The sequence below is a fragment of the Actinoplanes sp. NPDC049548 genome, assembly GCF_040676695.1.
GTDB lineage: Bacteria > Actinomycetota > Actinomycetes > Mycobacteriales > Micromonosporaceae > Actinoplanes.
In genome coordinates, this window is record NZ_JBFAPM010000005.1 from 305,559 (window position 1) to 317,301 (window position 11,743).

13 protein-coding genes are annotated in these 11,743 nt (G+C 64.9%); 4 read left to right on the forward strand and 9 right to left on the reverse strand.

Annotation, left to right across the window (positions count from 1 at the left end):
- Nucleotides 1-110: 110 nt before the first annotated feature.
- The 6 genes from AB0J80_RS13380 to AB0J80_RS13405 all read right to left on the reverse strand — a co-directional run bounded on the left by AB0J80_RS13380 (nucleotide 111) and on the right by AB0J80_RS13405 (nucleotide 4,253).
- Entirely contained in the window at nucleotides 111-2,252 is a 2,142-nt protein-coding gene (locus AB0J80_RS13380; RefSeq protein WP_364704349.1) for a cell division protein FtsK, read from the reverse strand.
- 217 nt (nucleotides 2,253-2,469) lie between these two features.
- Nucleotides 2,470-2,658 (reverse strand): hypothetical protein, encoded by a 189-nt coding sequence (locus AB0J80_RS13385; protein WP_364704351.1) that lies wholly within the window; start codon nucleotides 2,656-2,658, stop codon nucleotides 2,470-2,472.
- Nucleotides 2,658-2,843 (reverse strand): hypothetical protein, encoded by a 186-nt coding sequence (locus AB0J80_RS13390; RefSeq protein ID WP_364704353.1) that lies wholly within the window; start codon nucleotides 2,841-2,843, stop codon nucleotides 2,658-2,660. Before AB0J80_RS13390 ends, AB0J80_RS13385 begins: the two co-directional genes overlap by 1 nt.
- Before the next feature lie 245 nt (nucleotides 2,844-3,088).
- The gene (locus AB0J80_RS13395) at nucleotides 3,089-3,265 is read right to left on the reverse strand and encodes a hypothetical protein (protein WP_364704355.1); all 177 of its coding nucleotides are present in this window, start codon (nucleotides 3,263-3,265) and stop codon (nucleotides 3,089-3,091) included.
- A 26-nt stretch (nucleotides 3,266-3,291) separates the two neighbouring features.
- Entirely contained in the window at nucleotides 3,292-4,041 is a 750-nt protein-coding gene (locus AB0J80_RS13400) for a helix-turn-helix domain-containing protein (protein ID WP_364704357.1), read from the reverse strand.
- Nucleotides 4,041-4,253, reverse strand: a complete 213-nt coding sequence (locus AB0J80_RS13405; RefSeq protein WP_364704359.1) for a DUF6284 family protein — start codon at nucleotides 4,251-4,253, stop codon at nucleotides 4,041-4,043. Before AB0J80_RS13405 ends, AB0J80_RS13400 begins: the two co-directional genes overlap by 1 nt.
- Before the next feature lie 163 nt (nucleotides 4,254-4,416).
- Between AB0J80_RS13405 and AB0J80_RS13410 the strand changes: the two genes are divergently transcribed.
- The 3 genes from AB0J80_RS13410 to AB0J80_RS13420 all read left to right on the forward strand — a co-directional run bounded on the left by AB0J80_RS13410 (nucleotide 4,417) and on the right by AB0J80_RS13420 (nucleotide 7,274).
- Complete coding sequence (locus AB0J80_RS13410; RefSeq protein ID WP_364704361.1) at nucleotides 4,417-5,283, forward strand: GntR family transcriptional regulator; 867 nt, start codon at nucleotides 4,417-4,419, stop codon at nucleotides 5,281-5,283.
- On the forward strand, nucleotides 5,280-5,978 hold the full coding sequence (locus tag AB0J80_RS13415) for an HAD family phosphatase (protein WP_364704363.1): 699 nt from the start codon (nucleotides 5,280-5,282) through the stop codon (nucleotides 5,976-5,978). The genes AB0J80_RS13410 and AB0J80_RS13415 overlap by 4 nt, the downstream gene beginning before the upstream one ends.
- Nucleotides 5,979-6,053: 75 nt before the next feature.
- On the forward strand, nucleotides 6,054-7,274 hold the full coding sequence (locus AB0J80_RS13420) for a restriction endonuclease (RefSeq protein ID WP_364704365.1): 1,221 nt from the start codon (nucleotides 6,054-6,056) through the stop codon (nucleotides 7,272-7,274).
- A gap of 368 nt (nucleotides 7,275-7,642) precedes the next feature.
- On the opposite strand, the gene AB0J80_RS13425 is transcribed toward AB0J80_RS13420, so the two are convergent.
- The 3 genes from AB0J80_RS13425 to AB0J80_RS13435 all read right to left on the reverse strand — a co-directional run bounded on the left by AB0J80_RS13425 (nucleotide 7,643) and on the right by AB0J80_RS13435 (nucleotide 10,673).
- Nucleotides 7,643-8,542: a hypothetical protein gene (locus AB0J80_RS13425; protein ID WP_364704367.1), complete on the reverse strand. Its 900-nt coding sequence runs from the start codon at nucleotides 8,540-8,542 to the stop codon at nucleotides 7,643-7,645.
- 379 nt (nucleotides 8,543-8,921) lie between these two features.
- Nucleotides 8,922-9,875 (reverse strand): hypothetical protein, encoded by a 954-nt coding sequence (locus AB0J80_RS13430; RefSeq protein WP_364704369.1) that lies wholly within the window; start codon nucleotides 9,873-9,875, stop codon nucleotides 8,922-8,924.
- 666 nt (nucleotides 9,876-10,541) lie between these two features.
- Nucleotides 10,542-10,673: a hypothetical protein gene (locus tag AB0J80_RS13435; protein ID WP_364704370.1), complete on the reverse strand. Its 132-nt coding sequence runs from the start codon at nucleotides 10,671-10,673 to the stop codon at nucleotides 10,542-10,544.
- Between the two features lie 185 nt (nucleotides 10,674-10,858).
- On the opposite strand from AB0J80_RS13435, the gene AB0J80_RS13440 reads away from it, so the two are divergent.
- Nucleotides 10,859-11,605 carry a hypothetical protein gene (locus AB0J80_RS13440; RefSeq protein ID WP_364704371.1) on the forward strand — a complete coding sequence of 249 codons (747 nt, stop codon included), beginning with the start codon at nucleotides 10,859-10,861 and terminating at the stop codon, nucleotides 11,603-11,605.
- Nucleotides 11,606-11,743: the final 138 nt, after the last annotated feature.

Here is an 11,743-nt window from a genome sequence, read left to right on the forward strand (position 1 = left end):
GGCGTGAGGGGCTGGCGGCGCGACCCGCGACCGGTGGATGTGTTGGCTGACCAGGCCGGTCGCGGGTCGGGTCGCGGTGACGCGACCGGTCGCGGGTGTGCCGCGACCGGTTAGGCGGCCTTGCGGCGGGCGATCGCGGCGTCGATGTCGTCGGTCTTGGCGCCCTTGAGGGCCTTGCCGGAGCGCTTGACGTCTACGCTGCGTACACCGAACGAGCGGACCTGAGCCGAGATCGACTCAGCGGTCACGTCGGTGTAGGCCTCGGGGAGCCGGTCGGCGAGGCGAGCGGCGATCTCTTCCCACTGCGCGCCGGTCTCGCTCTTCTCGATCACGGAGCGGACGTCGGCCAGCACGTCGCGGTGTTCGCGGGTGATGTCCTCACCGGCGGCCATGCCGGTCAGGGTTCCGGCGGCCTCGCGCAGCTTGCGCGCGGCGATGAGGATCTTCTCGGCGTCGTCCGCATCAGCGAGGTAGGTCCGTACGGTCGGGGTGGCATCCGAGGCGCCGCGCAGGATCCCGACGCCCTTGTAGGACGGCAACAGCGTTGAGGAGTCGTGGCCCTCGCTGTAGGCGCCGGAGCCCAGCACGAGGTCGGAGACCTGCCACGAGCCGGTGCGCAGGGAGAACCGGACCTGGTGGTTGTCGCGGAAGCTGATGAACTGCTGCGCGATCTGCCCAGCGCCCACACCCGAGGGCCGCTGGGTGGCGTCAACCAGGAAGACACCGGCGGCCGGGGCCACCTTGATCAGGTAAACCAGCAGGGACGCGATCTCCTTGCTGATGTCGCCGAGGTCGAAGTACTCCTGAAACTCGTCCAGGAACACGGCCCGCACCGGCATCCGGTACTTCGGGTCGCGGGCGATCTCGCGGGTCAGCTTGCCCTCGGGGCAGACATCAACCGGCAGCTTGGACAGCCGCTCGTAGCGGTCCTGCACGTCGGCCTTGATCTCGCGCAGCGCTTCGAGCACGATCTCGGCCGGGTCACCGTCGCGGGTCATCGCCAGGCCGAACGCGTACCGGTCGGCGACCAGGGCGAACTTGCGCCAGTCCGGCTTACCGCCACCGTCCAGGACGGTCAGCTTCACGTACGGATCCAGCGCGCAGTACAAGGCCAGCACGCGGGCGGCGAACGTCTTGCCCTGCCGGGGCTGTGCACCGATCAGGATGCTGTTCCACATCAGGTCGACGCTCACCTTGTTGCCGCGCTCGTCCAGGCCGAACGGGGCAGGCTGCCAGATGTCGGTGGGCTTGCAGCGCAGCAGCGGGGTTCGGCCGGCGCCCTGGGCGAGGGGGTCACGGTCGGCGACCCAGAGCGTGTGGCGGCGGTGCGAGCTGGGGTCGCGGGTGATGAACACCTGCGACACGGCGACGTCCAGGCCGGAGGCGATCGCGCCGCGTGCCTTGACCGCGTCGTCGAAGGTCTTGCCGTAGGGCAGGTCGATCGACACCTGCGAGCCGGTGCCGGAGGCGTCGCGGGCCATGGTCGAGCCGAAGCTGATCTGCTGGTGCGCCTTATCGGGGTGGCCGAGTCCGGCGGCGTAGTAGGCGCGCAGGATGATGTCCGGGTTCACCCGCCGGAACCGGCCGGACACCGTCGCGGGGGTGATGATCCGCTGGTCGTCGGGGCGCCCGACGTGCGCGAGGAACGCGACGGCCAGGGCGGCGCCGAGGGCGAGTGCCCAGGTGGGGGCGGTGGCCCAGAGGATCGGGCCGCCGACGGCGATGGTGAGGACCTCGGCCGTCAGAACGGCGAACCGCCAGGCGCGGGTGGCCTTGACCTCGCGGTGCAGCTTCAGCCACATCTGCGGGTCGTTGGCGTCGGCGGCGGCCTGCCGCAGCCCGTACTGCTCCGACACCCACCACCACTTGAGCTGGCGTCCGGTCAGCCGGAACAGCCCGATGACGGCCCAGAACGTCGCGAGGATGGCGTATGAGGGTGAGCGCAGGGCGTGGAACCCGGCGCGGTAGGCGGTCAGCTCGGCCGCCTGGCGCAGGCTGTGCTTAATGTTCGGCCACGTCGACCAGTTGGCCGGCACGATCGGGCGTCGCCCGGACGGCCCGACCGGCGGCTCGTCGACGGGCATCCCGCCACGGGTCGGGGTCTCGTCCAGGGCGACCTCGAAGTGCGTGCCCGCCTCGGCGGTCGTGCGGCGGGTGCGCTCGGCGTCCAGGTCGACGACGTTGGTGTCTTTGACGTCGGCCTCGGCGGCCTGCCAGTCGAAGTTCTCGGGGGTCGGGTTGGGGTCGCTCATCCGCGTCGTCCTGTTCCTCGGCATGGTGTGCAGGGCTGGGAGATGCGTCCGGCGCAGCCGCAGCGGGGGCAGCTGCGGGTGCCGGTGGTCGGGTTGCTGAGGCGGCCGGTTCCGTTGCAGGTGCGGCAGTCGAGGTGCTTGCCGATGCCGGTTCCGCCGCATCGGCGGCACAGCCGGTCCGCGATGCTCGAGTCCACGTAGTGCGGGTGGCGGGCCATCACTTGCTCCGGCCGGAGCCGCCGCAGCGCGGGCAGGGGTGCTGCTGGTAGCCGCGGGTGCAGGCGCCGCAGCGGTTGTTGCGGTAGTCGCCGTTGACGCCGGTGCCGCCGCACTGGGTGCATTTGCGGTCCATCCGGCCGGTGCCGGAGCAGTACGCGCAGGACTTGCCGGTGTTGGGGGTGGGCATCAGCGCTTCCTCCTGGCGAGAAGGTCCTTGATGAGCGCGCCACGGTCCTTGAAAGAGCGGGTGTCGTAGACGCTGCCCTTGGGGGTTTTGCCGACGTAGAGGCCGGTCGGGACGGTGCGCAGGTAGTTGCCGTTGTCGTCGTAGAGGTCCACCTCGCCGGTGGGCATCACCGTTTTCTTGGCCATGACGGGTCAGCCCTTCCGACGCGAGCGGGTCAAGTGGTCGGGGCGCATCGCGTCGTGGCCACGCGGGCAGGTGGCGTAGACGCCGGGCTGGCTGGTGACGACACAGCCGCAGGTGAGTCGAGTCGTGACAGTGCGGGGGGTCTGCGAGACCATGGGTGCCTCTCCTTGAGGTCTTGACGGGCTGAGGGGTGGAGACCGGAGCGCGGCCGGGTTGTCTAGGCCATGTGGTCGCGCTCCGGGCGGATTCAGCGACCGGCGCGGCGCGCGTGGTCGCGAACGGTGCGGTCCAGGTCCTCGCGTCCCTGCTGCGTCATCAGGGCGCGGATCTGCTTGTCGATGCCCCGGGTCTTGAAGTGCTTGTCGAGGGCGGCGACGGCGATCTCGGCGGCGGCCTGGTCATCGGTGAGGCGGTGCTTGGCCATGACGGCTGCTCCTTCTGGTGGTCGGATCAGGCGGCGATCAGGGTGGGCGTTTCCGCAGGCACCGGGCTGGTTGGTGACGCGTCGGTGAGCGCCAGGGCGGCGAGGTGACGCCGGGCGGTCGACGGGGAGACACCGGCCTTGGCGGCGATCTGCGCGACCGGCGCGCCGGGCATCTTCGCGGCGGCCTTGGCGACCTTGTCCGCCGACGCGGGGCGCGGCGTGACGCGCTTAGCGGGTGCCTTCTTCACCGGCGGGACCGGTGCGGGCTTGTCCTCGATGACCGGCGCGGCGGCCGGTCCCGGCGTGCTCACCTCGGGGGCGGGCGATGCGGCCGGCACGCTGTTGTCGAGGACCGGAGCGACACGGCGGGCGGTGGCCATGAGCGCGCCTGTGGCCATGACCATCAGGCCGTCGACCGCGAGCGGGCCGAAGTGGGAGGTGACCGCGTCCTCGCCGTAGAAGTGCAGCAGCCCGGCGAGGTGCTTGTACGACACGAGAGCAGCGACCAGAGCGACCGGCAGCAGACCACCGAAGCGCAACGCGTCCCATGCCCGACCGGACGGCCAGACGACCCGGGCCAGGATCTCGGTCGCGACGAACAGGGCGACGGGCCAGAAGATCGCACCGACCACCGCGCCGGTCTGCGGCGTCCAGGCGGCCGGGGCGTCGGCGGGCGGGACGTAGGAGTGAGCAACGTTCGCGGCGATCGAAACCGTGCCACCGAGAGCGGCACCGATGTAGGCCCACCCACGGCCCGACACAGACAGCGTGTGCATCACGCCACCGCCTTCCAGGCAGCTGGCCGCGCGGCCAGCTCGGCGGCGACGCGGATCACGCGGGCCTCGGCCCGACGCAGCCGCCGCCAGTCCAGCGGCGACGGACCGCCATGGTCGGCGGCGCTGATCAGAGCGATCTCGGCATCGAGCACGTACAGCTCCGCCTCGATCAACGGCCACTCGGCCTCGATCGCGGCCAGATCCTTCGGCATCGGTTCGCCCGTCAGAGACGGTGATGTTCGCACGGCGCACCTCCAAGGTTGGCAAGCCTGGCTAGTCAAGCTCGCGCCTTGAACGCTAGGCGTGCTTGGCTAGTCAGGTCAAGCATGGCGGGCAAACTTTCTCAGCTTGGCTAGTCAGCGCTATGCTCTGGCAGTGGCCGTGAACTTGGATTTCCTTGGTGACCTCGATCCGGATGATCCCCGGCAGGCATCGCAGCAGATTGCGAACATGCTGCGCGCAGCGATCTTGACAAGGAAGCTCGCGCCGGGGGACAAGCTGCCCTCGCAACCTGAGCTGGCGAACCGGTACGGCGTCGCCCGCGAAACGATCAAACGCGCGTTGGAGGTGCTACGTAGCGAACGCCTGATCGTGACGCGGCAGGGTAGCGGCGCATTCGTACGCGCTCAGACGCAGCGGCCTGTAGAGCTTCGGCCTTTGATCGTGGCCGCCTTCGAAGAACCGCACGTGACGATTGACTTTGCCGGCTTTACAAGCGAGACCCTCAGGGACGCCGTCGCCGAGGCTCTCGACATGGTCCGGGCAGGGCGCATCGCTCCCGAAACGATTGCACTACGCCTGCTGCTTTCCGGCATGACGTCTCCGTGCGCACTGCCTGCGCTTCGGTCGACCGGAACGGACAGCCCTGCCATCCGCAAGCGGGCAGAACGGATCACGCGGCGCGCCGCCGACGGCATCGTCGACCAAGTCCAGGAGCTCGCGGAGCTTGGGCTGGTCAAGTCAGCCACCGTGGACATACGGCTCCACGACCTTGGGCCTAGTTTCAAGCTCTACTTGCTCAACGGCCGGGAGGCGTTCTTCAGCTTTTATCCGGTAGTCGAGCGAGACGTGACCATCGGTGGAGAATCGACTGAGATCTTCGATCTCTTGGGCAGGGATGTGACCTTGTTCCACTACGCCGTTGATGACGACGAGACGTCGCATGGAACGCAGTTCGTGGAGTCTTCGCGCCTGTGGTTCGACTCGGTTTGGACCAGCATCGCCCGCGAGTATCGCTCATGAGTACGTTGGCGCGCCTCGTCGGGACCGGGCCGCTGCTCCTAGATTTCGATGGGCCAGTGTGCTCGGTCTTCGCCGGGCATCCGGCGCCTCGGGTCGCCGCGGAACTGGTCGCCCTGATCGGCGCGGAGGGTATCGCGATTCCAGAAGCGGTCTATCGAGAATCAGATCCTTTGGCTATCCTTCGATGGGTCGGCAGCACCTCCTCGACGGAGATCACGACTGCCGTCGAGGTTGCGCTATGTGCGGCGGAGCTGTCCGCCTCGGCAACTGCTACACCAACACCTTTCGCTCGTGACGTGATCCTCAACGCTCGGGCGCGCGGCCTGGCGGTCGCCGTGGTCAGTAACAACTCGGCACCGGCGATTGAGGCGTACCTAACGGCGCACGGCATGGCCGCGTACGTCTCGCCAATCATCGGCAGGGCGTACGCAGATCCAGGCCGCATGAAGCCCAACCCGGAGCCGTTGCTCGCCGCTGCCCGCGCCCTCAACGTGGCGCCGTCACGGTGCACCTTGATCGGCGACTCGATGACGGATATTGAAGCCGCGCGGGCGGCCGGCGTCCCCGTAGTGGGCTACGCGAACCGGCCATGGAAGGTCGACGCCTTCGCCCACGCCGACGCCGTAGTCACGTCTATGAGGGACATAGCTGAGTTGCTGTCCCCCATGTCCCCGGAGTCCCCCGACCTGTCTTAACCTGGCGGAACTTCGGGGACGCCGCACGGATCCGGATGTCCCCCGCCGGTCTGAGCACAGCCTGGAAGTCGCGCGGTGGTCACGCTCTACGGTGATCCGGTGACCTCATCCACGCGACCGATCTACGCCTTTGACTTGCTCGACAGAGCGGATCTCGTGCTCGACGCGGAATATGCAGGGGGGACGGCCGGAACCGCTGGCGACGATCCGCTACAGCGGATCTTGCCGGTCGGCAATCAGGGTGGGTTCCGCCCCAGCGGGTCCCCCAAGCGGAGCGATGTGAAGCTCGTAGCCCTCTACACATCGGGCGAGAACCCGGACTGGCCTGACTTCCTCGATGAGAAGACGGGACTGTTCACGTACTTCGGTGACAACCGGTCACCGGGCAAGCTTCTGCATGAGACCTCACGCTGGGGCAACGTGATCCTCCGGGACAGCTTCGCCGCAGCACACGCCGACGATCAGGCTCGGCGTCGGGTACCGCCGTTTCTTCTCTTCGCCAAGGCCAACGCCCGCGGCCGCAACGTCGTGTTCCGTGGTTTGCTGGCCCCTGGCGCGGCCACCATGGCGGCCGACGACGATCTCCAGGCCATCTGGCGAAGCACAAAGGGGCAGCGCTTCCAGAACTACCGGGCTACCTTCACCGTCCTCGATGTACCAGTCGTTTCTAAAGTCTGGATCAACCAGCTCCTCGCCGGTGAGCCACTCGGAGACGCATGCCCGTCGGCCTGGACCGAGTGGGTTCACGGACGTGCCTACCGCACTTTGGTTGCCCCCGCCACAAAGGTCATCCGGAGTCGAGCCGAGCAGCTACCGTCGGACGCCGCCGGTCAGCAAATCCTCAACACCATCCATCAGTACTTCTCCGGTCGGTGGAGCGACTTCGAGACATGCGCCATTGAGCTTTGGCGCATGCTTGCACCCAATACCGGCATTACGGCAGTCACTCGACCAACCCGGGACTTCGGGCGCGATGCGATCGGCATCTATCAGCTTGGTCCGGCGGCTGACCGAGTCTCACTCGACTTTGTCCTTGAGGCTAAATGCTATGGGCCGAAGACCTCCGTGGGCGTTGAGGACACCTCACGACTGATCTCCCGGATCCGACACCGTATGTTCGGGGTGCTGGTCACCACGTCATACGTCCACGACCAGGCATACAAGGAGGTACGAGAGGATCAGCATCCCATCGTCATCATGTGCGGCCGCGACATCGTCGATGTCCTCCGCAGCAAGGGGTACAGCACGCCAGCCGACGTGGCAGCATGGCTTGCCGCAGCCTTCCCGCCCCGGTGAGTACACGATCGTCGGCGGGCCATCGAGCCGAGCACGGGTACGGTGTTACGCATGACGAGGGGCAACCAGTGTTGCGTTCGCATGACTTCCAGCCAGCCCGGGTCATTCCTCTCCGTGTCCCCGCTGTCCCCCGAGTCCCTGCTGTCCCCCGAGGCGACCTGAGCTGCATAAACGGTGGGGACAGCCGAACCCCAGGCGTCCCCTAACATTAGTGATCGACGGCGGTCGACAGCGTTGCTTATCGTGCCGGGAGGATCACGCAACGGCGACACCGAATGATGTCCCATCACTTCCGACCTCGACAGGGGCGAGGGATAGTCAGGCGTACTCTTCTCCCTGCGCGGACCAGCCGATGGACTGTAGCTCAGTCATTGGCCCCCTGAGGCCTCTGCCGCGCCTGCCGGGTTTCGGCCAGGCTCGGTGCCACCGACTTTCATCCACAGCCGAACGCGACCGTCAACAGCTGGATCCGGGCTCTGCTCTGCGAGGATTTCACTACGCTTTTCACTCCACCAGCGGTGTCGCTCGCGAAGCTCATCAGAGAATATTCTGACTTGTCCACCGCCGAACTGGCAACGTCCCCGCAACTCTCTAAGAAGGTCGTGTTGCACTTCGCGAGCATTGTGGTACATCTTCGCCATCTCAATGTCCATGAAGAATAGATCAAACCTATCACGGTGGAATATCGCCACACCGGCTTCGGGCGAGAATCCGCGCATTCCGGCTATAGCCCCCTCGCGGTTCGGATCTTCCGGCGAGAGAACCAGACTTCTCCCGGCCAAATACCAATCAGACAATGCAGCAACATCGGATAAGCCACTGACCGCTAGGTCGAGCCACTCGTCTATGTGCTCGAGACTATTGCGAACCTTACTCACCGCATAAATCACATATTCTTCATTATCCTGAGGCAGCTCCAGACGGACGCGTAGCGATTTGACGCGTCGAACCTTCGCCTCTTTTGCTTTCCTTCTCTTATCGGCCTTACTCGAGCCGGGCCAGCCTTCGCCCCTCGGATCTTGCCCGTAAGTGACCAACCGACTTACGATAATGCCCGCAAACATGGCGGATTGCATATGCCGCCATGAGAGTGAGTTCTCACCCTGCAAAGCCGCGTCAACGGCAGATTGGAAGCTTTCATTGAAAATCTTGGCTTGTCGTTCAATCTCCACAAGATAGAACAGCTCTCTCAAAATCTCGGTCGCTGCGTCGTTCTCCCCCTTTATCGATTGGAGTGGAATCGCCCGGTCTGAATCTCCCTCAGTCATTAGCTTATGATTAGTGCGACAGGAAAGAAAGGCAAGCGAGTTCCTGCCGAGCGTCACTCGTCCGAGTAGCACGCAGTCCGACGCAAGGCGGAGGCCCGGCCAGCGGGCCATGGGCGGTCCGCGCCAAACGGACCATCCGAGCAGCGACACTCGGGACTCGCAGATGCCGACCTGCCTCTGCCCCATACCGAGACGCTCTGAACTCACTCCCTATTCAGATTAGGGAATTTACGAATAAGAGCACGGAGATAGTCCGCCGCTTCCGCGTTGACTTTCTCAATTCTGTAAGCGCGTCATCGATCTCGAAGCGAGCAGCCTCATATGATTCGGACAGCAAATCCTGGAGATGCGGCAGCACCGGGTAACATCAATGGAGCGGCTAGTCATTGCCGTACGCGTCCCAATCATACGCCATACGCTCTTGCAGCGAGGTTGTGTCAACAACGTCCTCCCAACCTTCATATCGGTCTTCCGAGTACTCAATAACCCGCATTCTGGGGATTCCTGCGGCGATAACCTTCGCCGTGTCGTCAAGGACCAAGCCACACACTTTGCACGTGAGTCCAGTGGCTAGATGTATGACGCTATACGCGATTTCGCCAGAGTCTTCGTCGTACTTGCTCTTTGTTGTCCGTCCTGGCGTCAATTGCAGCGGAGCCTCGTTGCCGCAAGCAGGGCATGGAACCGCATTTATATGGATTACTCGGTTACCCTGGGGCGTGCGCGTCGCGGCGGCGATTCGAGCCTCGCGTTCGGCCTCCGTAAGGTGATCATACATGAATTTGCATTGTTGGATCAGACCTTGCACTGTCCGTTGAACTGCTCGATCAGCCTCGATGCTGAGCTTCTCGGCATGCGCCGCGATGGCAGGGTCCAAGACCTCCGACACTGGCATCTCGAGGTGCTCAGTGACCGCCTTCACTACTGCGATGAACCGGGGCAACCATTGATCCTCCGGGACATTCGCTAGTGCCGCGTCAGCAGAGTGGAGTTCTTGATTTCGAAGGTTGGCGAGAAACGTCGCGTCCCGTTGACGGTCGTCGCCGAATCCTTCGATAACAAATTTGAGCCTCTCTACCACGGTCTTAGTCATGACGGACCGCGGTTGAGCATCAGCCTTTAAGATCCCTGCGGCGTGCAGAAGACTGTTACCCTCTGGAGCCGCCAGGAGCGACGGGTGGACCTTTGCCAGTGGGGCACGGAGAAGAAATTCGAGACCTAACAAAAGCCACAAGGCAAACTCGTCGTCAGCCTCGCTGTGATTAGCCGCGCGATCGAAATACAGTTTCGCCTTCGCTGTCAGCTCTTCATAGCCCCACATGCCGAATTCCACCTTAGTAGATATAGAGGCGATTTAGGGTTCGGACGTTGTTCCCTTTTACCCCCGGGCGCCGGTGGAGTATTCGCCTGTTATCGACGAATGCTACTCGGCTCGGGCGCCAGTTCACAGTGTCCGTGGGTGGCAGCTGCCCGACAATAGCCGCAACTTCCTTCCACTGCCTGCGGGCCACCTCGCAGACTCGGGGATCCCAACGAATCATCCATCTATCCGATGAAGACTGCAGAGCAGGAAGATACCGAATATGCCCGGCTTTGTCTCGCACCCGAAGAACCACCCTTGACAACAGCTGCAACACACGCACGTTGGATTCGTCCGCAAGGTCAAGAAGCTCGGTTGGCTCGGCGTCCTCTGATGCAGCGACGCAACGGAGCGCGACGTAGCGGGGCGGGTTGACAGCAACCGCGCCGTCAATGTGCCAAGGAAATCGACCCATTCCGTAATAGCCCGAGAGGCTCCACGGGTCGGATTCCTCCTTCGGCTTGGGTGTCAAGGTTTGCCAAGATGCTGATACCACTCCGAGTGTCTTGGCGACAGCCTCAACGTCCGCTGCATGGTCAAAGTCGGCGATCGCATAGCCGCGAGTGGCAAGGTCCTCCGCAACTGCGGCGCTGCGGTCGGCTAACGCTGAACTCGACATGCAGACACATTACCGCCCAATCACCCGTCGACGCCTGACGAGAGCAGCGGGACGGTCGAGGCGTCGATGCGGTAGACGAGGTACACGCCGAGGGCCAAGATCCGGTCGTGCTTAGCGAGGTCCTGGGCGCTTTCCTCGCAAGTGCCGAACACCTGCCGTCACTTTGGACCGCAGTCAACCTTCTGCGGGCGGCCGGTGCCGATGAAGACGTCGCGTCGGTAAGGGCCGCCTGGCTGCGCGAGCGGTACCCCAATGGGCTTCTCTGACATCGGCTAACCCGCCGGGCGCACGGCGCTAAGCGATCGACGGCAATCGAGGCATCGCCTATCGTGCCTGGATGATCACGCGATGGCGAACTCGGGTCATGCGGCTGGTCGATGCCTTGCGACAGTGGTCGGAACGACGTCGGCTGGCGGGCTGGTCGACGCGTCGGCGATGGGTCGTGCTGGTTCTGCTGCCCACCCTCCTCGTGTGCAGCTGTTGTGGCGCGCTGGCGCTGCCGGTGGCGTGGGTGTGGAAGTTGACGGCTGAGGCGAACAAGGGCGCCGTCGGCCCCGACGTCGCGGCGAGCACCTACCTGCAAGAGCTGAGCTACAACGACGAGTTAGACATCATCACGGTCCTCGACGGCGACCGCCGAGACGAGTTGCTGGCTCAGTGGCGCGCGTACCGCGACGCGATGCAGCGCAGCGAGGCGTTCGAGCTGGACTTCGCGGGACTGACGGTCGGGCCGGTCCAGGATGGGCGGGCCACAGTGACAGTTGACGTCACTGCGGTCTCGCACTACCAAGACGGCGGCGCACCCTTTCTCAACAGTCAAGCACTCACCTGGCGCTTCAACACCCGTGACGATGACGGGCGATGGTGGGTGACCGCCGTCGACGCGCCTGCCTGGTGCGGTGAATACGTCACGCGGTGCCCGGGCGACGCAGGCCCGTCGGCCAGCGCGTCGCCGAGTCCGTCCCCATCGCCATCCGACGATCTGCTGGAGAACCCCCGCTCGATGTTGCCGTGCGGACCCCGTGACCCGTTTCGGTCTCGGCACTCATGCCCACCATCAGAGCCAGCGCCGATCCCGTCGTGAGCGTCACCCCAAATCGCTCCGTCTCTCGTGTCCCCGGTGTCCCCACTGTCCCCCGACCGATGCTTACCTGCCCAAAGTCCGGGGACACACCACCGGTCCGTTGTCTTGGGCGGAGAGCGTCAGGCGATCCGCTCGAGT

What these genes read in the sequence shown, in the direction of transcription:
- AB0J80_RS13425 (WP_364704367.1), bottom strand. Translation starts at nt 8,542, where the DNA reads ATGACTGAGGGAGATTCAGACCGGGCGATTCCACTCCAATCGATAAAG.
- AB0J80_RS13405 (WP_364704359.1), bottom strand. Translation starts at nt 4,253, where the DNA reads ATGCCGAAGGATCTGGCCGCGATCGAGGCCGAGTGGCCGTTGATCGAG.
- AB0J80_RS13385 (WP_364704351.1), bottom strand. Translation starts at nt 2,658, where the DNA reads ATGCCCACCCCCAACACCGGCAAGTCCTGCGCGTACTGCTCCGGCACC.
- AB0J80_RS13400 (WP_364704357.1), bottom strand. Translation starts at nt 4,041, where the DNA reads ATGCACACGCTGTCTGTGTCGGGCCGTGGGTGGGCCTACATCGGTGCC.
- AB0J80_RS13395 (WP_364704355.1), bottom strand. Translation starts at nt 3,265, where the DNA reads ATGGCCAAGCACCGCCTCACCGATGACCAGGCCGCCGCCGAGATCGCC.
- AB0J80_RS13440 (WP_364704371.1), top strand. Translation starts at nt 10,859, where the DNA reads ATGATCACGCGATGGCGAACTCGGGTCATGCGGCTGGTCGATGCCTTG.
- AB0J80_RS13415 (WP_364704363.1), top strand. Translation starts at nt 5,280, where the DNA reads ATGAGTACGTTGGCGCGCCTCGTCGGGACCGGGCCGCTGCTCCTAGAT.
- AB0J80_RS13380 (WP_364704349.1), bottom strand. Translation starts at nt 2,252, where the DNA reads ATGAGCGACCCCAACCCGACCCCCGAGAACTTCGACTGGCAGGCCGCC.
- AB0J80_RS13390 (WP_364704353.1), bottom strand. Translation starts at nt 2,843, where the DNA reads ATGGCCAAGAAAACGGTGATGCCCACCGGCGAGGTGGACCTCTACGAC.